The organism is Salinifilum ghardaiensis (assembly GCF_054491345.1).
The window spans coordinates 4,069,322-4,094,001 of record NZ_CM137101.1; the positions used below are offsets into that span (position 1 = coordinate 4,069,322).

21 protein-coding genes are annotated in these 24,680 nt (G+C 71.3%); 5 read left to right on the forward strand and 16 right to left on the reverse strand.

Features of this window, described 5'->3' with window-relative positions; translation table 11 throughout:
• Positions 1-71 precede the first annotated feature (71 nt).
• The 7 genes from cimA to ACVGV0_RS18575 form a co-directional block, all read right to left on the reverse strand.
• On the reverse strand, positions 72-1,745 hold the full coding sequence (gene cimA / locus ACVGV0_RS18545) for a citramalate synthase (RefSeq protein WP_459156961.1): 1,674 nt from the start codon (positions 1,743-1,745) through the stop codon (positions 72-74).
• 543 nt (positions 1,746-2,288) lie between these two features.
• On the reverse strand, positions 2,289-3,341 hold the full coding sequence (locus ACVGV0_RS18550) for a 3-isopropylmalate dehydrogenase (RefSeq protein ID WP_459156962.1): 1,053 nt from the start codon (positions 3,339-3,341) through the stop codon (positions 2,289-2,291).
• Between the two features lie 148 nt (positions 3,342-3,489).
• Positions 3,490-5,085, reverse strand: coding sequence for a phosphoglycerate dehydrogenase (serA, locus tag ACVGV0_RS18555; protein WP_459156963.1), 1,596 nt, complete (start codon positions 5,083-5,085; stop codon positions 3,490-3,492).
• Positions 5,086-5,297: 212 nt separating this feature from the next.
• On the reverse strand, positions 5,298-5,543 hold the full coding sequence (locus ACVGV0_RS18560; protein WP_459156964.1) for a DUF397 domain-containing protein: 246 nt from the start codon (positions 5,541-5,543) through the stop codon (positions 5,298-5,300).
• Positions 5,544-5,650: 107 nt separating this feature from the next.
• Positions 5,651-6,646, reverse strand: a complete 996-nt coding sequence (gene ilvC / locus ACVGV0_RS18565; protein ID WP_459156965.1) for a ketol-acid reductoisomerase — start codon at positions 6,644-6,646, stop codon at positions 5,651-5,653.
• Between the two features lie 28 nt (positions 6,647-6,674).
• Positions 6,675-7,184 carry an acetolactate synthase small subunit gene (gene ilvN / locus ACVGV0_RS18570; protein ID WP_459156966.1) on the reverse strand — a complete coding sequence of 170 codons (510 nt, stop codon included), beginning with the start codon at positions 7,182-7,184 and terminating at the stop codon, positions 6,675-6,677.
• Positions 7,185-7,192: 8 nt separating this feature from the next.
• Positions 7,193-9,025, reverse strand: a complete 1,833-nt coding sequence (locus tag ACVGV0_RS18575) for an acetolactate synthase large subunit (RefSeq protein ID WP_459156967.1) — start codon at positions 9,023-9,025, stop codon at positions 7,193-7,195.
• 315 nt (positions 9,026-9,340) lie between these two features.
• On the opposite strand from ACVGV0_RS18575, the gene ACVGV0_RS18580 reads away from it, so the two are divergent.
• Positions 9,341-10,045 carry a PH domain-containing protein gene (locus ACVGV0_RS18580; protein ID WP_459156968.1) on the forward strand — a complete coding sequence of 235 codons (705 nt, stop codon included), beginning with the start codon at positions 9,341-9,343 and terminating at the stop codon, positions 10,043-10,045.
• A gap of 199 nt (positions 10,046-10,244) precedes the next feature.
• On the forward strand, positions 10,245-12,089 hold the full coding sequence (gene ilvD, locus ACVGV0_RS18585) for a dihydroxy-acid dehydratase (RefSeq protein ID WP_459156969.1): 1,845 nt from the start codon (positions 10,245-10,247) through the stop codon (positions 12,087-12,089).
• A gap of 116 nt (positions 12,090-12,205) precedes the next feature.
• On the opposite strand, the gene ACVGV0_RS18590 is transcribed toward ilvD, so the two are convergent.
• Entirely contained in the window at positions 12,206-12,949 is a 744-nt protein-coding gene (locus tag ACVGV0_RS18590) for a DoxX family protein (RefSeq protein ID WP_459156970.1), read from the reverse strand.
• Positions 12,950-13,429: 480 nt separating this feature from the next.
• On the opposite strand from ACVGV0_RS18590, the gene ACVGV0_RS18595 reads away from it, so the two are divergent.
• Positions 13,430-14,080 (forward strand): DUF6346 domain-containing protein, encoded by a 651-nt coding sequence (locus ACVGV0_RS18595; protein ID WP_459156971.1) that lies wholly within the window; start codon positions 13,430-13,432, stop codon positions 14,078-14,080.
• A complete protein-coding gene (locus ACVGV0_RS18600; RefSeq protein WP_459156972.1) occupies positions 14,020-15,195 on the forward strand; it encodes a PQQ-dependent sugar dehydrogenase in 1,176 nt (391 codons plus the stop codon). Before ACVGV0_RS18595 ends, ACVGV0_RS18600 begins: the two co-directional genes overlap by 61 nt.
• A 154-nt stretch (positions 15,196-15,349) precedes the next feature.
• Here ACVGV0_RS18600 and ACVGV0_RS18605 read toward each other — a convergent pair whose 3' ends face one another.
• The 6 genes from ACVGV0_RS18605 to gatC all read right to left on the reverse strand — a co-directional run bounded on the left by ACVGV0_RS18605 (position 15,350) and on the right by gatC (position 20,317).
• Positions 15,350-15,886, reverse strand: a complete 537-nt coding sequence (locus tag ACVGV0_RS18605; protein WP_459156973.1) for a DUF3558 family protein — start codon at positions 15,884-15,886, stop codon at positions 15,350-15,352.
• Between the two features lie 86 nt (positions 15,887-15,972).
• Positions 15,973-16,506, reverse strand: a complete 534-nt coding sequence (locus ACVGV0_RS18610; protein ID WP_459156974.1) for a DUF3558 family protein — start codon at positions 16,504-16,506, stop codon at positions 15,973-15,975.
• Positions 16,507-16,792: 286 nt separating this feature from the next.
• The gene (gene gatB, locus ACVGV0_RS18615; protein ID WP_459156975.1) at positions 16,793-18,295 is read right to left on the reverse strand and encodes an Asp-tRNA(Asn)/Glu-tRNA(Gln) amidotransferase subunit GatB; all 1,503 of its coding nucleotides are present in this window, start codon (positions 18,293-18,295) and stop codon (positions 16,793-16,795) included.
• The gene (locus ACVGV0_RS18620; protein WP_459156976.1) at positions 18,292-18,486 is read right to left on the reverse strand and encodes a hypothetical protein; all 195 of its coding nucleotides are present in this window, start codon (positions 18,484-18,486) and stop codon (positions 18,292-18,294) included. Before ACVGV0_RS18620 ends, gatB begins: the two co-directional genes overlap by 4 nt.
• Complete coding sequence (gene gatA / locus ACVGV0_RS18625; protein ID WP_459156977.1) at positions 18,486-20,018, reverse strand: Asp-tRNA(Asn)/Glu-tRNA(Gln) amidotransferase subunit GatA; 1,533 nt, start codon at positions 20,016-20,018, stop codon at positions 18,486-18,488. Before gatA ends, ACVGV0_RS18620 begins: the two co-directional genes overlap by 1 nt.
• Entirely contained in the window at positions 20,018-20,317 is a 300-nt protein-coding gene (gene gatC, locus ACVGV0_RS18630; protein ID WP_459156978.1) for an Asp-tRNA(Asn)/Glu-tRNA(Gln) amidotransferase subunit GatC, read from the reverse strand. The genes gatA and gatC overlap by 1 nt, the downstream gene beginning before the upstream one ends.
• A gap of 503 nt (positions 20,318-20,820) precedes the next feature.
• Between gatC and ACVGV0_RS18635 the strand changes: the two genes are divergently transcribed.
• A complete protein-coding gene (locus ACVGV0_RS18635; RefSeq protein WP_459160057.1) occupies positions 20,821-21,474 on the forward strand; it encodes an ACT domain-containing protein in 654 nt (217 codons plus the stop codon).
• A 231-nt stretch (positions 21,475-21,705) separates the two neighbouring features.
• Here the strand turns inward: ACVGV0_RS18635 and ligA are convergent, their stop codons facing one another.
• Positions 21,706-23,862: an NAD-dependent DNA ligase LigA gene (gene ligA / locus ACVGV0_RS18640; protein ID WP_459156979.1), complete on the reverse strand. Its 2,157-nt coding sequence runs from the start codon at positions 23,860-23,862 to the stop codon at positions 21,706-21,708.
• A gap of 66 nt (positions 23,863-23,928) precedes the next feature.
• Positions 23,929-24,612 carry a hypothetical protein gene (locus ACVGV0_RS18645; RefSeq protein ID WP_459156980.1) on the reverse strand — a complete coding sequence of 228 codons (684 nt, stop codon included), beginning with the start codon at positions 24,610-24,612 and terminating at the stop codon, positions 23,929-23,931.
• Positions 24,613-24,680: the final 68 nt, after the last annotated feature.

Below are 24,680 nucleotides of genomic sequence, written 5' to 3' on the forward strand. Positions count from 1 at the left end.
CCGGTACACCACGCGGTGTGCCCCCGGAGGTTCGGCTGCAGAACCGCGCGGGCGCCCCGACCTCACACTCCTCAGCCGGTCGTGAGGGCGTTGCGGTGGGCCGCCTTGTACGCCAGCGCGTCGCACAGCGCCATCCAGCTGGCCTCGACGATGTTGCCGTGCACGCCGACGGTGTTCCACTCGCGTTCGCCGTCGCGGGACTCCACGAGCACGCGGGTGACCGCGTCGGTGCCGGCCGCATCGGTGAGGATGCGCACCTTGTAGTCGACCAGGTCCACGTCGCCGACCCACGGCAGGTGCGGCACGAGCGCTTCGCGCAGCGCCGCGTCGAGCGCGTTGACCGGGCCGTTGCCCTCGGCGGTCGCGATGACTCGTTCGCCGTCGACGACGACCTTCACCGTCGCCTCGGAGACCACGTTGCCGTCGGGGCGGTGGTCCAGCACGACCCGGTAGGACTCCAGCGAGAACGGCGCGGCGAAGCGGGATTCGCCCTGCGGGCTCCCCGATTCCGGCTCGCTCCCGGTGGATTCGGTCTCGGTGGCCGCGATCTCGCGGCGCAGCAGCAGCTCCAGCGAGGCGTCGGCCGCTTCGAACGACCAGCCGTGGGCTTCGAGCTCCTTCACGCGGCGGACCGCACCGGTCACGGCGTCCGGATTGGACGCGAGATCCACACCGAGCTCGGCGCCCTTGAGCTCGAGGCTGGCTCGTCCGGCCATCTCGGTGACGAGCACGCGCATGTCGTTGCCGACGAGGGCCGGGTCGATGTGGTTGTACAGCTCCGGGTCCACTTTGATCGCGCTGGCGTGCAGACCGGCCTTGTGCGCGAACGCGGCGTCCCCCACGTACGGCTGGTGCGTGTCCCGGGAGAGGTTGGCCAGTTCGGTGACCCCCTGGGCCACGCGCGTCATCTCGGCGAGCTTGCCCTCCGGCAGCACCGGCATGTCGAGCTTGGTGGCCAGGTTCCCGACGACGGCGAACAGGTCCGCGTTGCCCGCGCGCTCGCCGTACCCGTTCGCGGTGCACTGCACGTGGGTGGCGCCCGCCTGCACCGCTGCCACGCTGTTGGCCACGGCGCAGCCGGTGTCGTCCTGGCAGTGGATCCCCACCCGCAGACCGGTGCGCGCGATGACCTCGCCGACGGTCTCGGCCAGCCGCATGGGCAGCTGCCCGCCGTTGGTGTCGCAGAGCACGGCGACGTCGGCGCCTGCCTCGCCCGCGGCTTCGAGCACGCGCAGCGCGGTGTCCGGGTCGTGGTCGTAGCCGTCGAAGAAGTGCTCGGCGTCGAGGAACACCCGCCGGCCCTCGGCGACCAGGTGCCGCACGGTGTCGGAGACCATGGCGCAGGCCTCGGCGACGTCGGTGCGCAGCGCCCGTTCGATGTGCCTGCGGTCGGCCTTGGCCACCAGCGTGACCACGGGGGTCCGGGCGTCGAGCAGGGCGCGCACCTGCTGGTCGTCCTCGGCCCGGGCACCGGGCCGCCGCGTCGCCCCGAACGCGACGAGCGCGGCGTGCTGCGGTTCGAGCTCCTCCGCGGCGCGGTGGAAGAACTCGGTGTCCTTGGGCAGCGCGCCCGGCCAGCCGCCTTCGATGAACCCGACGCCGAGCGAGTCCAACTGCCGCGCCACCGCGAGCTTGTCGGTGACCGAGTAGGAGATGCCTTCCCGCTGGGCCCCGTCCCGCAACGTGGTGTCGTAAACGTGGAACGAGTCGCCCAGAGGGGTCGCTGCCGGGGTCGTGCGCGTCACTGCCTGCTCCTCGACTGGTTCAGTGTTGCTGACTGCGTGCTGACTGCGTGCCTGGCCGTGGCAACAAAAAAGACCCCCCGCGGGATGCGAGAGGTCTGCGCGCCGGGGAGTGCGGAGTCTCCTACCCGGCGCGCCCGCCAATAATGGTGATGCGGTAAGCCACGCCGCTATGCTGCCACATCCGGCAAGCGGGATCACTCGTTGGGCGCCGCTTCCCGCATGTTGAGCGCTTCGCGCACCGTCGCCGACCCGCGGGGTCCGCTGCTGCCCGCGGACGTTCGCGCAGTTCAGGACGCGCGGCGGCGCGAGCGGCCGCCACCGCGGAGCTCGAGCTGTGCGTCCGGTCACACCACCGCGGTGGTCGCGGCAGCGCCGGCGGGGACCACCGGGCACGCGAGCGGGAACGCCGACGCGAGAACACCAGCGCGGGGACGCCAGCGCGGGGACGCCAACGGGGACGCGCACACGCGTGTCGGGTGCCTTCCGCGGAAGGCACCCGACACGGCAGCGGTGCGCACGACCGGACGGCCGCGGGCGGGCGCGTCAGGCGCTGTTGCTCGACACGGCGACCTCCCGCGAGGAGACCAGCGCCGCGAGCCGGTCACCGATCGCCTGGGTCGTCCCCGGGGCGGCGTGATCGCGCGTGGCCAGGTCGAAGGAGATCGAGGCCTCCACCCGCCGCGCGGCCTCGGCCGCGCCGAGCTGGTCGAGCAGCATCGCCAGCGACAGCACGGTCGCGGTCGGATCGGCCGCGCCGTGCCCGGCGATGTCCGGGGCACTGCCGTGCACCGGCTCGAACATGCTCGGGTTCCGGCCGGTGGCGTCGATGTTGCCGCTGGCCGCCAGACCGATACCGCCGGTCACCGCGCCGGCGATGTCGGTGAGGATGTCGCCGAACAAGTTGTCGGTGACGATGACGTCGAACCGGCCCGGGTCGGTGACCAGGTGGATCGTGGCCGCGTCCACGTGCTCGTAGGACACGGTCACGTCCGGGTACTGCAGGGACACCTCCTCCACCACGCGCGACCACAGCGATCCCGCGTGGCTGAGCACGTTCGTCTTGTGCACCAGGGTCAGGTGCTTGCGCGGGCGCACGTTGGCGCGCGCGAACGCGTCGCGCACCACGCGCTCCACCCCGAACGCCGTGTTCAGGCTGACTTCGGTGGCCACCTCCTGCGGCGTGTCCTTGCGCAGGAGCCCACCGTTGCCCGCGTAGGGACCCTCGGTCCCCTCCCGGACCACCACCATGTCGATCTCGCCCGGATCGCTGACCGGGCTGGACACGCCCGGGTACAACCGCGCCGGGCGCAGGTTCACGTGGTGGTCGAGTTCGAACCGCAGCCGCAGCAGCAGACCGCGCTCGAGGATCCCGCTGGGCACCGAGGGGTCACCGACGGCGCCGAGCAGGATCGCGTCCTGCTCGCGCAGTTCCCCGAGGACGGACTCGGGCAACAGCTCCCCCGTCGCGTGCCACCGAGCGGCTCCCAGGTCGTAGCGAGTGATCTCGGCGTCCGGGACGACCTCACCGAGGACCTTCAGCGCCTCGGTCACCACCTCCGGCCCGATCCCGTCACCGGGGATCACAGCGAGCCGCATCTACACACCTCCCGAGCGAACACCCCGTGTCGCGGGGCCTCGAAACCGTTGCGCCGAAGGCTACTCGTTCCCGTGGCGGCGGCCGCAGGCCGACCCACCTAGTGGTTCACATATCCCACTCGGCGGGACGACCTGCCCGCCCCGCTCGTCACTCGAAGCTCACCGTACGCACGATGCGCGCGCCGACCGCGTTACCGATCGGCTCCAACACGCCGGCGTCCACCGGACGGTCCACGCGCAGCAGCATGACGGCGTTGTCCCGCTCGGTGGTCTGGCTGACCGTGGCGGCGTCGATGTTCACGCCGACCTCGCCGAGCAGGGTTCCGACCTTGCCCATGACACCGGGGCGGTCCGGGTACTCCAGCAGCAGGATGTTGCCCTCGGCGCGCAGGTCGAAGTGCCGCCCGTTGACCTCGACGACCTTCTCGACGAGGTTCGAACCGGTCAGCGCGCCCGACACGCGGGCGATCGAGCCGTCCGGCATGCCGGCGCGGACGGTCACGAGGCTGCGGTGGTTCGGGCTCTCGGGGCTCTTCTGCACCTCCACCGACACGCCGAGCTCCTCGGCCATCTGCGGCGCGTTGACGAAGGTGACCTGGCTCTCCACCGCTCCGGAGAAGACGCCCCGCAGAGCGGCCAGCTGCAGCACGGAGACGTCCTCGTCCGCGAGCTCGCCGCACGCCTCGACCGTGACCGAGGTGGGGGTGGTGCCCGCCAGGGAGGCCAGCAGCTGCCCCAGCTTCTGCGTCAGCGGCAGGTACGGGCGCACCTCCTCGCCGACGGCACCGCCCTGGACGTTGACCGCGTCCGGCACGAACTCGCCGGCCAGCGCCAGGCGCACCGACTTCGCCACGTCGATGCCCGCGCGGTCCTGTGCCTCCACGGTGGAGGCGCCCAGGTGCGGGGTCACCACGACGTTGGGCTGCTCGAACAGCGGGCTGGAGGTGGTGGGTTCCTCCTTGAACACGTCGATGCCCGCACCGCCGACGTGCCCGTTGCGCACCGCGTCGGCCAGCGCCTCCTCGTCGACGAGCCCGCCGCGGGCGGCGTTGACGATGATGACGCCCTGCTTGGTCTTCTTGAGCTCCTCCGCGCCGATGAGCCCCAGCGTCTCCGGGGTCTTGGGCAGGTGGATGGAGATGGCGTCCGCGCGGGAGAGCAGCTCGTCCAAGCTCACCAGCTCGATGCCCAGCTGGGCGGCGCGCGCCTTGGACGCGTAGGGGTCGTAGGCGATGATCTTGGCCTCGAAGGAGGCCAACCGGTGCGCCACCAGCTGGCCGATCTTGCCGAGGCCCACCACGCCGATGGTCTTCTGGTTGAGCTCGACGCCGGTGTAGGCGCTGCGCTTCCACTCGCCGCCGCGCAGGCTCTGGTCCGCGGCCGGCACGTTCCGCGCCACGGACAGCAGCAGGGCGATGGCGTGCTCAGCGGCCGACACGATGTTCGAGGTGGGCGCGTTGACCACCATGACGCCGCGCTCGGTCGCGGCCGGTACCTCCACGTTGTCCAGGCCGACACCGGCGCGAGCGACCGCCTTCAGCTGGGTGGTCGCGGCCAGGACCTCGGCATCGACCTTCGTGGCGGAGCGGACCAGCAGCGCGTCGGCGTCGGCCACTGCCTCCAGCAGCGCGGGGCGGTCGGTACCGTCGACCTGGCGCACCTCGACCTCGTTGCCCAGCGCCTCGATCACCGACGGCGCCAGCTTTTCTGCGATCAGCACGACAGGACGGCTTGCATTGGTCACGAGAAAGCTCCATTGCGAGGGATCACGGTCGATGCACGGGCACCTCGTTGTGTCCCGAACGCGGCGCAGTCTAGCGACAATTTGAGAACTCGTTCACAAGGGTGTAGCCCGGATCACCGCGAAGAATATTGCTCTTTCGTGAATCTTCGCAGGTCAGCAAGGCCATCGCGCGGGTACTCGAGTGTCGCCCGAATGGATCAGCCGCGGGGCCGTCAGGGCTCGTCGAATTCGCCGTCCTTGGCCCCCGCGACGAACGCGTCCCACTCCTCCGGGGTGAACACCAGCACCGGACCTTCCGGATCGGCACCGTTGCGCATCCCGATGTAACCGTCGACGAACGCGATCTCCACTCCCGGTTCCGCCGGGTCGTCGGTGCTCGGAATCCACTCCGCAGCGCTGAAATCGAGATCGTCGCGGATGTGCGCCTTGTCGTCGTAGGTCTCGTCGTCCTCTGGCACGCTGCGAACTCTAGCGCCCACGCAGCGGAACCGGGCAACGCGGCCCGCGACCCCGCCGCACTGGGAAGTGCGGCGGGGTCGCGGACGAGCTCAGCGCGCGGACTCCCTCACTTCATCGTCCAGGACATCAGCGAACGCAGCTCGCGACCGACCTCCTCGATCTGGTGCTCGTTGCCCTGCTGCTGCAGCCGGTTGAAGTTCGGGCGGCCGTTGTCGTCCTCGGACACCCACTCCTTGGCGAAGCTGCCGTCCTGGATCTCGCCGAGGACCTTGCGCATCGACTCCTTGACGTGGTCGTCGACGACCCGCGGACCGCGGGTGAGGTCGCCGTACTCGGCGGTGTCGCTGCAGGAGTAGCGCTGCCCGGCGATGCCGCCCTCGTACATGAGGTCGACGATCAGCTTGAGCTCGTGCAGCACCTCGAAGTAGGCGATCTCCGGCTGGTAGCCCGCCTCGACGAGCACCTCGAAGCCGTTCTGCACCAGCGCGCTCGTGCCGCCGCAGAGCACCGCCTGCTCGCCGAACAGGTCGGTCTCGGTCTCCTCGGTGAAGGTCGTCTTGATGACGCCGGCGCGGGCACCGCCGATGCCGGCCGCGTAGGCCAGCGCCAGCGCCTGGGCCCGCCCGGAGGGGTCCTGCTCCACGGCGATCAGGCACGGCACGCCCTTGCCGTCGACGAACTGCCGCCGCACCAGGTGGCCCGGCCCCTTCGGCGCGACCATCGCCACGTCCACATCGGACGGCGGCTGGATCAGGTCGTAGCGGATGTTGAAGCCGTGGCCGAAGAACAGCGCGTCACCGCTCTTCAGGTTCGGCGCGATGTCGTTGGCGTAGATCTCGCGCTGCTTGGTGTCCGGCGTCAGGAGCATGATGACGTCGGCCTCGGCCGCGGCCTCGGCGACGGTGGCCACGCGCAGACCGTCCTCCTCGGCCTTCTGGCGCGACTTCGAGCCCTCGTGCAGGCCGATCCGCACGTCCACGCCCGAGTCCCGCAGGCTCAGCGCGTGCGCGTGGCCCTGACTGCCGTAGCCGATCACGGCCACCTTGCGGCTCTGGATGATGCCGAGGTCGGCGTCGGCTTCGTAGAAAGTCTCAGCTGCCAATGGTCCTCTTCCTTTCCGGCTGTGCTCGTCACCGCACGGGGGCGGTGGCCGTGATCGATTTGGGGCCGCGACCGATCGCGATGGTGCCGGACTGCACCATCTCGCGGATCCCGTACGGCTCCAACATGCGCAGCAACGCGTCGAGCTTGTCGGCGGTGCCCGTGGCCTCCACGGTCAGCGCCTCCGGCGAGGCGTCCACCACCTTGGCGCGGAACAGCTGCACGGTCTCCAGGACCTGGCTGCGCACCGAGGCGTCACCCCGGACCTTGACCAGCAGCAGCTCGCGACGCACCGCCGAATCGTCCTCGAGCTCGACGATCTTGATCACGTTGACCAGTTTGTTGAGTTGTTTGGTGACCTGTTCCAGCGGTTGCTCGTCAACCGAGACGACGATGGTCATCCGGGAGATCTCCGGGTGCTCCGTCGGCCCCACCGCCAGCGACTCGATGTTGAAGTTGCGCCGGGAGAACAGCCCGGACACGCGGGCCAGCACCCCGGGCACGTTCTCCACCAGCACGCTCAACGTGTGTCGGCTCATCGGCGCGCTCACCCCTTGTCCTCGTCGAACAGCGGGCGAATACCACGCGCCGCCATGATCTCGTCGTTGCTCGTGCCAGCCGCCACCATCGGCCACACCTGGGCGTCCTTGCCCACCACGAAGTCGATCACGACCGGTTGGTCGTCGATCTCCATCGCACGCTTGATGACGCTGTCGACGTCCTCTTCGGACTCGCACCGCAGGCCGACGCACCCGTGCGCCTCGGCCAGCAGCTTGAAGTCCGGGATCCGGTGCTGGTGGCTGCCGAGGTCACTGTTCGAGTAACGCTCGGCGTAGAAGAGGTTCTGCCACTGCCGGACCATACCGAGGTTGCCGTTGTTGATGATCGCCACCTTGATGGGGATGCCCTCGATGGCGCAGGTGGCCAGCTCCTGGTTGGTCATCTGGAAGCACCCGTCGCCGTCGACCGCCCAGACCGGCGCGTCCGGGCGCCCCGCCCGGGCCCCCATCGCGGCGGGAACGGCGTAGCCCATCGTTCCCAGCCCGCCGGAGTTCAACCAGGTGCGCGGGGCGTCGTAGCCGATGAACTGCGCGGCCCACATCTGGTGCTGGCCGACGCCCGCGACGTAGACCGCGTCGTCACCCCCGAGCGCGCCGAGCCGCTCGATCACGTGCTCCGGGGAGAGGCTGCCGTCGGCCGGCTGCTGGTAGCCCAGCGGGAAGCGGGAGCGCCAGTCGTCGAGCTGCTCCCACCAGGCGGACAGGTCGCTGCTGCCGTTCTCCGCCCGGTGCTCGGCCACGGCTTCGTCGAGCTCGGTGAGCACCTCGGCGCAGTCCCCGACGATGGGCACGTCGGCGTGCCGGTTCTTGGAGATCTCGGCCGGATCGATGTCGGCGTGCACGACCGTGGCGTCCGGGGCGAACGAGGAGAGCTGCCCGGTGACCCGGTCGTCGAACCGGGTGCCGAGCGCGACGAGCAGGTCCGCCCGCTGCATCGCCGCGACCGCGGCGACCGTGCCGTGCATGCCGGGCATGCCCAGGTGCTGCGGGTGCGAGTCCGGGAACGCGCCGCGCGCCATCAGCGTGGTCACGACCGGGATCCCGGTGCGTTCCGCGACGGCCCGCAGTTCCTCGTGCGCCCCGGCCTTGATGACGCCGCCGCCCACGTAGAACACCGGCCTGCGCGCCTGGCCCATGAGACGCGCGGCCTCCCGCACCTGCTTGTTGTGCGGCTTGCTCGTCGGGCGGTAACCGGGCAGGCGCATCTCCGGCGGCCAGGAGTAGGACGCGCTCGCCTGCTGCACGTCCTTCGGGATGTCCACCAGCACCGGGCCGGGACGGCCGGTCGAGGCCAGGTAGAACGCCTCGGCGATCACGCGCGGGATGTCGTCGGGGTCGGTGACCAGGAAGTTGTGCTTGGTCACCGGCAGGGTGATACCGCAGATGTCGGCTTCCTGGAAGGCGTCGGTACCGATCATCCCGGTGCTCTGCTGACCGGTGATGGCCACGAGCGGGACCGAGTCCATGTTCGCGTCCGCGAGGGCCGTGACGAGGTTCGTCGCACCGGGGCCGGAGGTGGCCATGCAGACCCCCACCTTGCCCGTGGCCTGGGCGTATCCGGTCGCCGCGTGCCCGGCGCCCTGCTCGTGCCGCACGAGGACGTGGCGCAGGCTCCCGGAGTCCAACAGCGGGTCGTAGGCAGGCAGGATCGTTCCGCCCGGCAACCCGAAGACCACCTCGCAGCCCACGGCCTCCAGCGAGCGCACGAGGGCACGCGCCCCGGTCGTGCGCACGGGAGCACCTTCGGGAGGAGCGGGTTTCGGACGGGGGCTCGGCGACGCCGCCGAGTCCTCTTTCTGTCGGGTGTTGGCGCTGGTCATGGACTCTGCCTCGCGATCAGGAGTGGGCCGGAACACGAAAAAACCCCCGCCGGCCGAGACATGGCCTTGCGAGGGTTGGGCGCGTCGACGCTGCGAACTCCCTAGGCGTCGACGCGCCCCGGAAGTACGAGAATGTCGTTCGGTCGCAGCATGCCGCGAACATTAGTCGGCTCCACTGCACGCGGTCAAACCTGCGGGAGAAAGCTCCCGCATCGCGGGACGAGAGGTCTCAGCGCAGCGGGTACGAGCGCACCTGCGGCAGCCCGCCCGCACGCTCTCCGCGACCCACCCGCCCGGGGTGAGACCATGGGAGGCGTGAGCGACGAGCACGACACCTCCGCCGCGGCCGCCGCGGACACCGGCGAGGCCGGCGCTCCCGCAAGCGGTGCCGACGCGGCCAGCGCATCCGGGAGCGCAGCCGCCGGGGCTGACGAGTCCGGTGCCACCGGGACGGCCGGCGCCGGCGGCGGCGCGGACGCCCCCGCAGCGCACCCCGGCGCCGAGGGGACGCGCGACCGGAGCGCGAGCGGTTCGGCCGCGGAGGACGGGTCCGCAGGCGCGAGCGGCGAGGCCGCCGAGACCGGATCCGCAGGCGGGAACGAGCGGGACCAGCAGACGAGCGCCGCACCGGCGGAGGACCTCCCCGCATCCCTCGCGATCCGGGTCAGCCGGGACTCGCTGCTGGCACCGCTGGCCATCGCCGTGTGCGCGACGCCCGTGGCCACCCTCGCGGGAGGCCCCGCACCGCTGCTCTACCTCGTCCCCATCGCGCTGGCGGTGTGGATCGTGCGCAGCGAAACCCCCGTCGACGCCGGCGGTCTGACCGTGCGCACCCCGCTGCGCACCCGGCGGATCGCGTGGGAGCAGCTGCGCTCGCTGCGGCTGCGCGAGAACGGCTGGATCAGCGCCGTGCTCGACTCGGAGCGGCAGGTGCGGTTGTCGGGCGTGCGGACGCGGGACGTGCCGAAGCTCGCGCTGATGAGCGGTGGGCGGCTGCCCAACCCTGAACAGCAGGAGTAGTGTTCCTGGCACCGCCGACGTTGTGCGCCCACAAGGCGCGAACCTCGCACACGCCGGTCGGTGGCCCCTACCGGTCGGACGCGGACCTGCACCTCGGGCCGCGCGTTTCCCCGTCCGCCGGATGTCGAACACGGCGGCGTGGCGGTGGCCGGGCACCGGGCGGCCGACGACTAGCGCATTCGGAAAGGCTGGTGTGGCAATGCCCCAGTTGCGCTCACGCACCACGACACACGGCCGGAACGCCGCCGGGGCCCGCGCGCTCTGGCGCGCCACCGGGATGGGCGATGACGACTTCGGCAAGCCGATCGTCGCGATCGCCAACTCGTACACCCAATTCGTGCCCGGCCACGTGCACCTTCGCGACCTGGGGGACGTCGTGGCCGAGTCCGTCCGCGAAGCCGGAGGCGTGCCGCGCGAGTTCCACACCATCGCCGTCGACGACGGCATCGCGATGGGGCACAGCGGCATGCTGTACTCCCTGCCCTCGCGGGAGATCATCTCCGACTCCGTGGAGTACATGGTCAACGGGCACAAGGCCGACGCGCTGGTGTGCATCTCCAACTGCGACAAGATCACCCCGGGCATGTTCAACGCGGCGATGCGGCTGAACATACCGACGGTGTTCGTCTCCGGCGGGCCGATGGAGGCCGGCAAGGCCGTGGTGGTCGACGGGGTGGCGCAGGCGCCCACCGACCTGATCACCACGATCGCCGCCTCCGCCAGCGACCAGGTGGACGACGAGGGGCTGACCGAGGTCGAACGCTCGGCCTGCCCCACCTGCGGTTCCTGCTCGGGCATGTTCACCGCCAACTCGATGAACTGCCTGACCGAGGCGCTCGGGCTCGCGCTGCCCGGCAACGGTTCGACCCTGGCCACGCACTCCGCGCGCCGCGCGCTGTTCCAGCAGGCCGGCAGCACGGTGGTGGAGCTGGCCAAGCAGTACTACGGCGAGGACGACGACTCCGTCCTGCCGCGGTCGATCGCGAACGGCCACGCCTTCCAGAACGCGATGGCGCTGGACATGGCCATGGGCGGCTCGACGAACACGGTGCTGCACACGCTCGCCGGCGCGCAGGAGGGCGAGATCGACTTCGCGCTCGAGGACATCGAGGACACCAGCCGGCGCGTGCCCTGCCTGTGCAAGGTGAGCCCGAACTCGAACTACCACATGGAGGACGTGCACCGCGCCGGCGGCATCTCCGCCATCCTCGGCGAGCTGGACCGCGCCGGCCTGCTGCACCGCGACGTGCGCTCGGTGCACAGCCCCGATCTCGACTCCTGGCTGGCGGCCTGGGACATCCGCGCGGCCGAGCCGTCCGAGCAGGCCCGGGAGCTGTTCCACGCCGCCCCCGGCGGGCAGCGCACCACCGAGGCGTTCTCCCAGAGCAACCGGTGGTCCTCGCTCGACACCGACGGCGAGTCCGGGTGCATCCGCGACTACGAGCACGCCTACACCGTCGACGGCGGCCTGGCCGTGCTGCGCGGGAACATCGCCGAGGAGGGCGCGGTGGTCAAGACCGCGGGCGTGGACGAGGCGCTGTGGCGGTTCGAGGGCCCGGCGCGCGTGGTGGAGAGCCAGGAGCAGGCCGTCTCGGTCATCCTCAACCGCGAGGTGCAGCCGGGCGACGTGCTGGTGATCCGCTACGAAGGCCCCTCGGGCGGGCCCGGGATGCAGGAGATGCTGCACCCCACGGCGTTCCTCAAGGGCGCCGGCCTCGGTGAGAAGTGCGCGCTGATCACCGACGGGCGCTTCTCCGGCGGCACGTCCGGGCTGTCGATCGGGCACGTCTCCCCGGAGGCGGCCAGCGGCGGCGCGATCGGGCTGATCGAGGACGGCGACCGCGTGCGCATCGACGCCCACGACCGCGAGCTGGAGCTGCTCGTCCCCGACGAGGTGCTCGCCGAGCGGCGCGCGAAGATGCAGGCCAGCGAGGCCCCGTGGCAACCGGTCGACCGGGAGCGGCCGGTCACCCGCGCGTTGCAGGCCTACGCCCGGTTCGCCACCTCCGCCTCCTACGGCGCCGTGCGCGACGTCACGCTGTGACGCTCAGCGGCCGCGGCCGCCACATTGGACTCGTTCCAGTGTGCGCAATTTTCACGAAAATTGCGCACACTGGAAGAGTTCCAGAAAAGAAACCGCAGGTCGGCGGGGATTTTCGGTCACAAACCCTGATACAGCAGGACGAACACGGCAGCCGTGGCGCCGGCGGCGACGAGCAGGCCCAGCGCGCCGAAGAGCACCGGGCGGCGGAACCACACCCGGCCCTTGTCGACCGCCACCCGACCGGGCCCGGTGAACATCAGGGCCAGCGCCGCGACGCCGAGCACGGCCGGGAACTCCACGCCCTCCGGCGCGAAGAAGCCGGAACCGCGGTTCGCGATGACGGCCGAAGCCATGACGCCGAGCACACCGGCTGCCGCCAGCGGCGTGAACAAGCCCAGGACGAGCAGCGCTCCCGCCGCCACTTCGGTGATCCCCGTGACCAGCGAGAGCGTCTCCGGCTCGGCGAATCCCATGCTGCGCAGCGCGTCGGCGAACCCCGCGCGGCCGGGACCTCCGAACGCGCCGAAGAGCTTCTGCGCGCCGTGCACCGCGAACACCGCGCCGAGACCGAGCCGCAGCACGAGCAGGCCGAGGTCGGCGCCGGCGGTCCACGGCGCCGGCCGGTGCGGCACCTCCGCGTAGAAGTCCTCGTCCCGCCCGCGCAGCAGGGGCGGTTCGCCGTCGGTGTACCCGTCGTCGTCGTAGTAGTCGTAACCGGAAGGGCCACCGGGTTCCGCGGTGGGCGCGGGCTGCGTTCCGCGGGCTCCGCCGCCCGGCACGACCCGGGTCTGCGCCCCGGACGCACCGGGACCGTGGTCGCTGAAGTCCGCATCCTCGGGGCGATCATCTCGCGTCCTCACGCGCGCAGAGGTTAGGTGATGTCGCCCGTTCGTGCGACCCCTGCGGGGAAATCAGCACTCCTCCACCACTGCCGGCACCGGCAACGCCGGAGCTCGCGCGAAGCTTCCCCGCGTGGATGGAGCACCTCCCCGGTGATGCGCAGTCGCCAGCGTGCGCTGACGGCCACCCCCGCACCCCGCGGAGGTCTTGCGCCGATCCGCACCCGCACCTGGCCGCGACAGGCGTTCCGCAGCCGGCACAACCGCGAACGCGCGCACCTCCGCCCACATCCGGGCACATCCGGCAATTCGCATACCTGCACCGGCGAGATCCGCGATCGAATACGCTCAGCGCGACAGGCCGCCCCCGCGGTCGTCGTGCGGTTGCGCAGTTCCGCTCCGAGGGAGGTTTCACGGGGTGAGCGAGAACCCCTTCGGCGTCGCGGGCACGGAGGAGCAAGCCCGCCACGAGTAAGTCCCGCCCCGGGCAACAACTCCCTCGTGCCGCGCATCCTGGGCGCCGCGGTCTGCTTCTTCCTCGCGGCGTGCTGTTGGGCGCTGATCGCGGTCATCACGACCTCTCTCGGGACTGGTGCCACCGTTCAAGGCGACACCTTGCGCTCCGGCCACGCCACCGCCACGCGCTGCTCGTCGACCGGCCTGCTCTACCTCGACCTGAAGGAACAGCGTCGCCTCGAGGTCACCCGGGACGACGGCACAAGCACCACCGCGACCAGTGAAGTGGGCGACTTCGCCAGCGAGGACATCGGACAACGCGTGCGTGCGAGCCTGCACGAGGTTTCCAACGGGCAGGGCGGCACGACGCGGGATGTTGTGGCCCGCGACGTCGACCGCCCGTGGGCCTGGCTCGGTTGGGTGCTCTCGGCTCCGCTCTTCCTGATCATCGGCCTCTTCATCGTCAGCGGCTTGGTCTTCCTCACACCGCCGAAGCCGGACGGGAAGAAGCGCAGGGGGAACCGGCGAACGCCCCGGTCAACCAGCAGCAGTAGAAGGAGCGGCCCCTCCCGGCACGGAACCACCAGCGCGCATCGGGTCCGCACGGGCGGCCGGCACCAGTATCCTCGACCGGTATGGCGGTTCCGTTCCGAACGCGACGCGCCCTGCTCGCCGCGGGGGCAGCGCTGGGCCTGACCCTGGCGGGGTGCGCCCAGTTCCCGGACGAGCACCCGCGCCAGTGGAGCGAGCAGCCCCGGCTCGACCCGCAGGCCGGTCCGGAACCGTCCTACGAGGGCGAGGCCCCACCGCTCACCGCGCAACCGCCCCCGCCGTCCGCGGGGGACGGCGGGCGACCGGCCGAGCCCGTGGGTTGCCACGACCCGGACCCGGCGGTGCAGGCCACGTGCCTCGAACCGGTCGGCGCCGTGACGACGCTGCCGGACGGGAACAGCGCCCTCGTCGCCGAACGCGCCACCGGCCGCGTGCTGCGCGTGCAGCGCGGCACCGAACCCGTCGAGATCGCCCGCGTCCCCGTGGACACCTCCGGTGGCGGTGGCCTGACCGGCCTGACGCTGTCCCCGAGCTACGCCGAGGACGAGCTCGTCTACGCCTACGCGAGCACCCCCACCGACAACCGGGTGCTGCGCATCGCCCCGGGTGAACCGCCCGAACCGGTGCTCACCGGCATCCCGAAGGGCCCCGAGCACAACGCGGGCGCGATCGGCACCGACGGGCTCGGAGCCCTGCTCGTGGCCACCGGCGACGCCGGCGATCCGGGTCGGGCCGCCGACCGCTCCTCGCTGGCGGGCAAGGTGCTGCGCATCGACGGGCTCGGCGCACCGCCGGAGGACAACCCGGACCCGCGCTCGGCCGTGGTGACCTCCGGCCTGGCGGAGCCCGGCGGGATGTGCGGGTCGGCCAACTCGGGCGGCCTGTGGGTCACCGACCGCGGGGGCCCGCAGGACGCGCTGCAGCAGGTGCGCTTCGGCCGCCCCCTGGACGCGCCCGAGTGGACCTGGCGCAACGCCCCGGGGGTGAGCGGCTGCGCCGCCGACGCCTCCACGGTCGTCGTGGCGCTGCAGGACGCCCGCGCGCTGTACACGCTCACCCCGGCGGGCGACGGCACGTTCACCGGCGAACCCACGCAGGTCATGCACGACACCTACGGCCGGTTCTCCGCGGCCACGCTGGGCAGCGACGGCCTCGTGTGGGCGGGCACGGCCAACCGCCACGCGGGCGATCCGGTCTCCAGCGACGACCGGGTGCTGCGCATCCAACCGCCGAAGGGCGGCGCCGCCGGCAAGGACTGACCGGGCGCAGCGGGTCGCGGGATCGGAACCGAACCAACGTTCCCGCCCGCGCGGTGCCGTCGTCGTGCGTGGCGACGGCACCGCGCGGCGCGTCACGCGCTACGACCGCACCGCGGTGCGGCCATCGCCCGGACCGGGAGCACCGGGGTGCGCATCACGCTTGGTTCGCGGACAGCGTGCGGATCGCCGCCCCCGCGAACTGACGCGCGGTCTCACAAGTGGGCGGCTCATCCTCCGCGTGCTCACCCACCTCTACCTTCAGCGACTGCCCACTCGCCACATCCACATATGCTGTACAGCGTTCGTACGGCCCACTCGGGGAATCACCGTACTCAAGCCTGATCGTGCGGTGCCCCTCAACCCGAGGCAAATCAACCGGACGCGAGGACTCCATGGACCCGCCCGTCCACCGATCGATTCCATGGTTTGTCACCACTCCCAGTGAGACCGTACCCCCGTAGGTGGGCTTGTAGTCACAACTGGTGCCTTCTTCGTCCGCACCTTCCACGATAGAAACCGGAATCGGCGCGACCTTCACCTGCAACTCAGTCAGCTTCGACTGCGAAATCAGGTCGCACGGCTTTACCTCGTCCAAGGACAATTCCCGCGGCCGGTCCGAGGAACCACATGCCGTCGCCAACCCCGCCAGCACCAACACTGTGGACACTAACCGCGCCCCACGACCACTCATCCGTAGTACCGCACCTTCAGCTCGGCGACGTGCGCTTGATAGCGCTCGATCAACAACGGGGCCACCTCGGCGACCCGCGCGACGAATCACGCTTGACTCGCGGACAGCGTGCGAATCGCCGCCCCCGCGAACTGACGCGCGGTCTCACAAGTCGGCGGCTCACCTTCCGAATTGGACCCAGCCACCACCTTCACTGACTGATTCTCCGCGGCGTCCACGTAGAGCGTGCACATGTCGTGCGGCCCGCTTGGGACATCGGCAACTTGAACCTGAACCGTTCGGTATCCTTGAATCCGAGGAACATCGGTTGCCGTGAACGACTCCATGGAACCATTCGTCCGTCGCTCGATTCCCTGGTTCGTCACGGCCGCAACCGAAACGGTTGCAGATTGCGGTGAGTACTCACAGGTCGCCCCTTCCTGATTCGCACCTTCCACGACATCGATCGATAGCGGTTCCGCGTTCACGCCCAGTTCCGCGAAGTCGGACCGAGAAACGAGATCGCATGCACCCACGTCATCCAAGGACAATTCCCGCGGGCGATCCGAGGAACCACACGCCGTCGCCAACCCCGCCAGCACCAACACCGCGGCGACCAACCACACCCCACGACCACTCATCCGTAATACCGCACCTTCAGCTCGGCGACATGCGCGCGACAATGCTCGACCAACAACGAAGTCACCTCGGCAACACCGAACTCCTTGCCCGTGTTCGCCATGGTGTCTCCCCCAATCTGTTGATCACCGGCATGCTATGACGCGAATCCCGCGCCGTGTCCCGAAACGCACGAAGAAGGCCGGAGACCGCGCGGGCCTCCGGCCTTCTTGTCGATAAGCGCAGCGCGTTTGCCGCAGCGCGTTTGCCGCAGGGCGTTCGCTGCCGGCAAACCTGCACGGTCGCTCGTTACTGGCAGGCCTCCAGGATCAGCTCGCGGACCCGCTTGGCGTCGGCCTTCCCGCCGGTGGCCTTCATGACCGCGCCGACGACCGCACCGGCGGCCTGGACCTTGCCGCCGCGGATCTTCTCGGCCACGTCCGGCTGGGCGGCCAGGGCCTCGTCCACGGCCTGCTTCAGCTCCGACTCGTCGGAGACGACCTCGAGGCCGCGCGCCTTGACCACCTCGTCCGGTTCGCCCTCCCCGGCGATCACGCCGTCGACGACCTGCCGGGCGAGCTTGTTCGTCAGCGTGCCCTCGTTCTCCATCGCGATCACCCGCGCCACCTGCGCCGGGGTGATCGGCAGGTCCCGCAGCTCCACACCGCGCTCGTTGGCCTGCTGGGTCAGATAGGCGACCCACCAGGAGCGGGCCTGGTCGGAGGAGGCGCCCGCGTCGACCGTTTCGGCGATGACGTCGAGCGCCCCGGCGTTGACCAGGTCGCGCAGCTGCTCGTCGGAGAGCTGCCACTCCTCCTGCACGCGCTTGCGCCGCTCCCACGGCAGCTCGGGCAGGGTCTGCTGCAGCTGTTCGACCCACTCGCGCGACGGGGCGATCGGCACCAGGTCGGGCTCCGGGAAGTACCGGTAGTCCTCGGAGGTCTCCTTGCGCCGCCCCGCGGCCGTGCTGCCGGTGGACTCGTCGAAGTGCCGCGTCTCCTGCACGATCTCCACGCCTTCGGTGATCGCGGCGGCCTGGCGCTGCATCTCGTAGCGGACGGCGCGTTCGATGCTGCGCAGCGAGTTGACGTTCTTCGTCTCGGTGCGCGTGCCGAACTCGCCGGTGCCCCGCGGGCCCAGCGACACGTTGGCGTCGCAGCGCAGCGACCCCTGGTCCATGCGCACGTCGGACACGTCGAGCGAGCGCAGCAGGTCGCGCAGCGCGGTCACGTACTGGCGGGCGACCTCCGGGGCCCGCTCGCCCGCACCGGTGATCGGCTTGGTGACGATCTCGATGAGCGGCACGCCGGCGCGGTTGTAGTCCAGCAGCGAGTAGTCCGCCCCGTGGATGCGGCCGTCGGCCCCGCCCATGTGCACCGACTTGCCGGTGTCCTCCTCCATGTGGGCGCGTTCGATGCCCACGCGGAACGTCTCGCCGTCGTCGAGCACCACGTCCAGGTGGCCGTCGTGCACGATCGGCTCGTCGTACTGCGAGGTCTGGAAGTTCTTCGGCATGTCCGGGTAGAAGTAGTTCTTCCGGGCGAACCGGCACCAGTCGGCGACCTCGCAGTTCAGGGCCAGGCCGATGCGGACGGCGGATTCCACCGCCTTGCCGTTCACCACCGGCAGCGCCCCCGGCAGGCCGAGGCACACCGGGCAGACCTGCGTGTTCGGCTCGGCGCCGAACGCGTTGGCGCAGGAGCAGAACATCTTCGTGGCCGTGGACAGCTCCACGTGCACCTCGAGGCCCAGCACCGGGTCGAACCGGGCGAGGACCTCGTCGAAGTCCATGATCTCGGTAGCCGTGGTCACTTGTCCTCCCCCTTGCGCAGTTCCCGCAGGGCCAGCGCGGTGCCCGTGATCAAGCTGAGTCCGGTGACGACCACGTCGACGAACACGAGCTTGTCCCTGTCGGCCTTGGCCTCCCGCAGCCGCCGCTGCAGGGTCACCACGCCGCCGACGGTCGAAGCGAGCTGGAACACGGCTTTGAGTTTGGGGTTCATCAGGCGACCTCCAGGCGGGGGATTCGATCGGTGAAGGCGCCGCCCAGCGCGGCGTCCCGGGCGGCCTCGTACGCCGCGCCGACGCGGTAGAGCCGGTCGTCGGCCATCGCCGGCGCCATGATCTGCAGCCCCACCGGGAGGCCGTCCTCGTCGGAGACGCCGGAGGGAACGCTCATCGCGGGGTTGCCGGCCAGGTTGACGGGCAGCGTGCACACGTCGCCGAGGTACATCGCCATCGGGTCGTCCACGCGCTCGCCGAGCGGGAAGGCGGTGGTCGGCGCGGTCGGCGAGACCAGCACGTCCACCGAGCCGAAGGCCGCCTCGAAGTCGCGGCTGATCAGCGTGCGCACCTTCTGGGCCTGGCCGTAGTAGGCCTCGTAGTAGCCGGCCGACAGCGCGTAGGTGCCGAGCATGACGCGGCGCTTGACCTCGTCGCCGAAGCCGGCCTCGCGGGTGGCGGACATGACCTGCTCGGCGCTGCGCTGGCCGTCGTCGCCGACGCGCAGCCCGTAGCGCATCGCGTCGAACCGGGCGAGGTTGGACGAGCACTCGCTCGGCGCGATGAGGTAGTAGGCCGCGAGGGCGTAGTCGAAGTGCGGGCAGGAGACCTCGACGACCTCGGCGCCCAGCGCGGTCAGCTGGTCCACCGCCGCCTGGAACGAGCGCAGCACGCCGCCCTGGTAGCCCTCGCCGGAGAGCTCGCGCACCACGCCGACCCGCACGCCGCTGAGGTCGGCCGCGGAGCCCTCGCGCGCGGCCCGCACCACCGGCGGCACCGGCTGGTCGATCGAGGTGGCGTCGGCCGGGTCGTGCCCGGCGATGGTCTCGTGCAGCAGCGCCGCGTCGGTCACCGTGCGCGCGCACGGGCCCACCTGGTCCAGCGACGAGGAGAAGGCGACGAGGCCGTGGCGGGACACGCCGCCGTAGGTGGGCTTGACGCCGACCGTGCCGGTCACCGCGCCGGGCTGGCGGATCGAGCCGCCCGTGTCGGTGCCGATCGCCAGCGGCGCCTCGAACGCGGCCAGCGCCGCCGCGGAGCCGCCCCCGGATCCGCCGGGGATGCGGTGCAGGTCCCACGGGTTGCGGGTCGGGCCGAAGGCCGAGTTCTCCGTGGACGAGCCCATCGCGAACTCGTCCATGTTCGTCTTGCCCAGCACGACCACGCCCGCCTCGCGCAGCTTGCCGGTCACCGTCGCGTCGTACGGCGGGGTCCACCCCTCGAGCATCTTCGAGCCGCAGGTGGTGGGCATGTCGCTGGTGGTGAGCACGTCCTTCAGCGCCAGCGGCACCCCGGCCAGCGGCGGCAGCTGCTCACCGGCGGCGCGGCGCTCGTCCACCCGCCGCGCCGCGTCCAGCGCGCCCTCGGCGTCGACGTGCAGGAACGCGTGCACGCCGGTGTCGACGGCGGCGACGCGGTCCAGGTGCGCCCGGGTGACCTCGACCGCCGAGACCTCGCCGCTGCCGAGCTTGCCCGCGAGTTCGGATGCGGTGAGCCCGGTCAGCTCACCGCCACCGGATGCGGTCGACGTCATCAAGCCTCCTCGCTGAGAATCCGCGGAACGCGGAACCGGTCTTGCTCTGCGGCCGGCGCACCGGACAGCGCTTGCTGCTGGGTCAGGCCGGGCCGCACCTCGTCCGGGCGGAACACGTTGGTCGTGGGCACCGCGTGCGACGTGGGCGGGATGTCGTCCGCGGCCACCTCGCCGATCCTGGCCACCGACTCCAGGATCACGTCGAGCTGACCGGCGAACGTGTCGAGCTCTTCGGCACTCACGGCCAGCCTGGCCAGGCCGGCGAGGTGCTCGACCTCGTCGCGGGAGATCTTGGACACTGTGCGGGCTCCTCGCTCCGATCGCAGTCCGGTTGTACACGCCCGGGCGGCCCCGGCACCTCGAGGAGGGCGCGAAACCGATCCTTCCGGAACGCTCCGCGGCCGCTCGCGCTGCCGAGCGCCACCCGATCCGGTCGTCCCGGTCGTCGACGCCGCTCCACTCCCGGCGCAGGCCGACGGCACGCGGCGAAACCGTTCGACGTTCCCAGTCTATGGCGCTACCGGCCTGCGACCCGTGGGGGGCGCCGCCGCGGACCCGGCCGCGGCGGGGTCGAGCGGGTACGGTCCGCCGGCGGGAGCGCGAGCGGTTCGCCGGGTTCGCCCCGGCGGGCGCCGCGGCGCCGGAGGCAACGATCGTTCCACTGCGCGGACGGCGGGCTGACCACGACACGCCGGGATCTGCCACAATTCCGGCGCCGGTTGTTCGCACGGGGCCCGCCCCGTGCCTGCGAAGACGCGCGGACGGCGAGGTTCCGCGCACGAAACTGGAGGCGTTGAGTCCGGTGTCCTTCCTGATCCGGGTTCAGATACCGGACCGACCGGGCACGCTCGGATCGGTGGCGACGGCGCTCGGCGAGATCGGCGCCGACATCCTCGGCGTCAACGTCGTGGAGCGCGGCAGCGGTGTCGCGATCGACGACATGGTCGTGGAGATGGAGGCGGGACGCCTGCCCGACGTGCTCATCACCGCGGCGGAGTCCGTCGAGGGCGTCGAGGTCGACGCGGTCCGCCCCTACGCGGGGGTGCTGGACACGCACCGCGAGCTCGAGCTCGTCGAGGAGATCGCGGCCGAACCGGCGCGGGGTCTGGAGATCTTCGCCGAGGGCGTGCCGAAGATCATCCGATCGGGGTGGGCTCTCGTGTTCGGGCACCACTCCGGAGGGGCCGAACAGCTGTCCGCGAGCACCTCCGCCCCCCAGGAGGGGTATCTCGAGCTGCCGTGGTTGCCGCTGCCGCGCGCCACGGTGCTCGACGGCGACGAGGACTGGGTGCCGGAGACGTGGCAGGAGCTCGGCACGGAACTCGCCGCCACGCCGATCGGCAAGCCCGACCGGGTGCTGCTGGCGGGACGCCCGGGCGGGCCGATGTTCCGCGCCTCCGAGGTCGCCCGGCTGGCCCACTTGGCCGGGATCGTCGCCGTCGTCCTCGACAGCTGAGCCCGCGAGCACGACCAACGCCTGCTGCGCCCGACGCCTGCGGGTCGCCCGCAGGCCCGCGGCCTGATGCACCACCGATCGGGTGGGGACAATTGATCGCCCGGACGTGTGGGGATGGCTTCCAATTTTCATGAAAATTGCGCTCCCTGGAATGGTTCCAGAAAGCGCGGAGCCCTCCTGGCGATCCCCGGACGGCCGGGAATCAGGAGAGGCCCGGGCACCAGGAGGGGGCTACAGGCCGCGCTCGCGCGCCGCGTCGGGCCCCTCGGAGAGCAGCACGCGGAAACCGTCCTCGTCGAGCACCGGCACCCCCAGCTGCACCGCCTTGTCGTGCTTCGAGCCGGGGGAGTCCCCCACGACGACGAACGCGGTCTTCTTCGACACCGAGCCGGCGGCGCGGCCGCCGCGCGCCATGACGGCCTCCTTCGCCTCGTCGCGCGAGTACGTCGGCAGCGTTCCGGTCACCACGATGGACAGGCCTTCGAGGTTGCGGGGAACCGACTCGTCCCGCTCGTCGGCCATCCGCACGCCCGCGTCGCGCCACTTCTGCACCACTTCGCGGTGCCACGGCTCGGTGAACCACTCGCGCACCGATTCGGCGATCGCCGGCCCGACGCCGTCGGTCGCGGCCAGCTGCTCCTCGGAGGCCTCCTCGATCGCGTCCAGCGAACCGAACTCCCGCGCCAGCGCCTGCGCGGCCGTGGGACCCACGTGCCGGATGGACAGGGCCACGAGCACCCGCCACAGCGGCTTCTCCTTCGCCACCTGGAGGTTCTGCAGCAGTTTGGTGCCGTTGGCCGACAACCCGCCGTCCTTGGTGCGGAACAGCGGCACCCCCAGCAGCTCGTCCTCGTCGAGGTCGAACACGTCGCCCTCGTCGGTGAGCACTCCCGCTTCCAGCAGCGCCCCGGCGGCCTCGTAGCCCATCACCTCGATGTCGAAGGCACCGCGCCCGGCGAGGTGGAACAGCCGTTCGCGCAGCTGCGCGGGGCAGGAGCGCGCGTTGGGACACCGGATGTCCACGTCGCTCTCCTTCTCGCGGTGCAGCTCCGCGCCGCACTCCGGGCAGTGCGCGGGCATGGTGAACTCGCGTTCGCCGCCCGAGCGCACGTCCACCACGGGCCCGAGCACTTCCGGGATGACGTCGCCGGCCTTGCGGATCACCACGCGGTCCCCGATGAGCACGGACTTGCGCCGCACCTCGTCGGCGTTGTGCAGCGTCGCCATCGCGACCGTGGAACCGGCGACCTTGACCGGCTCCATCACGGCGAACGGCGTGACCCGCCCGGTGCGCCCCACGTTCACCTGGATGTCGCGCAGCGTCGTCGTCGCCTGCTCCGGCGGGTACTTGTACGCGACCGACCAGCGCGGGGTCCGCGAGGTGGTGCCCAACCGCCGCTGCAGCGGCACCTCGTCCACCTTGACCACGACGCCGTCGATCTCGTGCTCCGCGTCGTGCCGGTGCTCGCCCCAGTACCGCACGTGCTCGACGACGTCATCCACACTGGACAGAACGACGGTGTGCTCGGAGACCGGCAGCCCCCAGGCGCGCAGCGCCTCGTAGGAGTGGGACTGCCGCTGCGGTTCGAACCCCTCCCGGCGGCCGAGGCCGTGGCAGATCAGGTGCAGCGGGCGGTTGCGCGTCACCCGCGGGTCCTTCTGCCGCAGCGAGCCCGCGGCGGCGTTGCGCGGGTTCGCGAACGGCGCCTTGCCCGCCTGCACCAGGGAGTCGTTCAGCACGTCGAACTCGTCGGTGCGGAAGAACACCTCCCCCCGCACCTCGACCAGGTTCGGGACCGGGTAGTCCTCGCTGCCGGTGAGCTGCTCCGGGACATCGCCCATGGTGCGGACGTTCAGCGTCACGTCCTCGCCGGTGCGGCCGTCGCCGCGGGTGAGCGCGCGCTCCAGCTTGCCGCCGCGGTAGAGCAGGTTGACCGCGAGGCCGTCGATCTTGAGCTCGCACAGGTAGTGCGCACCCCCGCCGATCTCGCGCTGCACGCGGTCCACCCAGGCGCGCAGTTCGTCCACGTTGAACGCGTTGTCCAGGCTGAGCATCCGCTCGAGGTGCTCCACCGCGGTGAACTCGGTGGAGAAGGTGCCGCCGACCACGCGCGTCGGCGAGTCCGCCACCGCCAGCCCCGGGTGTTCCCGCTCCACGCGCTGCAGCCGGGTGAACAGCTCGTCGAACTCGCCGTCGGTGATGACCGGCGAGTCCAGCACGTAGTACCGGAACTGGTGCGCGCGGACCTCGTCGGCCAGCTCGGCGTGCTGCTCGCGCACGGCGGCGGGAACGTCCTCCACGCCTTCGGCGCTCTGGCCCGCCGCCGCGTCGCGCGGGACGTCCTCCCCCTCGCCCCGCTCCGCGCCGTTGGCCGTCTGCTCGCTCACGCGCACTCCCCGGATCGCACGGTTCCGCCCTGGTCACCCCGAGAGTAGCGAGCGCGTCCGACACCGTCAGGAGGTGGCCGCCCCGCCGTGGTCGGGATCGGCACCGGTGCGCTCCATCCCCTCGGCGAGTTCACGCAATCGTGCGAGGTCGACCGTGGACTCCGGTGGGAACTCGGCCGTCTCGATGCGTCCGAGCCGGTCGGCGGCGAGGCGCTCCCCGAGCGCGGCGTCGAGCGCCATCAGCGCCAGCGCCGTGCGCGAGCGCTCCTCGGCCTCGGCGAACCCCGGGTGGTGCACGGCGACGTCGATCACGCCGGCAGCGCTGTCGACCTGGGTGACGACCCGCACGTCCGCCAGCGCGTACGGGGTCTCGCGCACGTGCACCGTCACCTGCATCGGATCGGGCACCGGTGGGATCGCGTCGTGGTACTCCCACGCCTGGTCCGGTTCGGGAGCGGCCCGCATCCACGCGTCGGTGTAGGGGCGCAGCTCCGGATCGGCCTCGCCGCTGACGACCAGCGCGTAGGTGGCGCGGGAGCCGTGCTCGAGCGAGAAGCCCAGCTCCGGGTGCACCCGCTGCACCAGGTCGGACACCAGCGGCTCGACGTGCTGCGGGTGGCCGTCGGCCAGCGCCGAGGTGATCTCGGGCAGCAGCTCGTCCCAGCGCTGCCAGAACGCCGCCGCACGCGCGTCCGGGTCCGCTCGCTCGGCCTCGGCCGCGGCACCGCGGCGGCGGAAGAAGTTCAGCATGGACCCCATTGTGCCGCTCCGGCCGCCGCGGCGGGGCCGGTTCGGGTGACGACGGCGGCTCACCCGTT

Bases quoted from the DNA above. Each gene is read 5' to 3' on its own strand.
- ACVGV0_RS18645 (WP_459156980.1), bottom strand. From the start codon at position 24,612: ATGCTGAACTTCTTCCGCCGCCGCGGTGCCGCGGCCGAGGCCGAGCGA.
- ACVGV0_RS18620 (WP_459156976.1), bottom strand. From the start codon at position 18,486: ATGAACCCCAAACTCAAAGCCGTGTTCCAGCTCGCTTCGACCGTCGGC.
- gatA (WP_459156977.1), bottom strand. From the start codon at position 20,018: ATGACGTCGACCGCATCCGGTGGCGGTGAGCTGACCGGGCTCACCGCA.
- ACVGV0_RS18600 (WP_459156972.1), top strand. From the start codon at position 14,020: ATGGCGGTTCCGTTCCGAACGCGACGCGCCCTGCTCGCCGCGGGGGCA.
- ACVGV0_RS18550 (WP_459156962.1), bottom strand. From the start codon at position 3,341: ATGCGGCTCGCTGTGATCCCCGGTGACGGGATCGGGCCGGAGGTGGTG.
- ACVGV0_RS18610 (WP_459156974.1), bottom strand. From the start codon at position 16,506: ATGAGTGGTCGTGGGGTGTGGTTGGTCGCCGCGGTGTTGGTGCTGGCG.
- ilvN (WP_459156966.1), bottom strand. From the start codon at position 7,184: ATGAGCCGACACACGTTGAGCGTGCTGGTGGAGAACGTGCCCGGGGTG.
- ilvD (WP_459156969.1), top strand. From the start codon at position 10,245: ATGCCCCAGTTGCGCTCACGCACCACGACACACGGCCGGAACGCCGCC.
- ACVGV0_RS18575 (WP_459156967.1), bottom strand. From the start codon at position 9,025: ATGACCAGCGCCAACACCCGACAGAAAGAGGACTCGGCGGCGTCGCCG.
- ACVGV0_RS18605 (WP_459156973.1), bottom strand. From the start codon at position 15,886: ATGAGTGGTCGTGGGGCGCGGTTAGTGTCCACAGTGTTGGTGCTGGCG.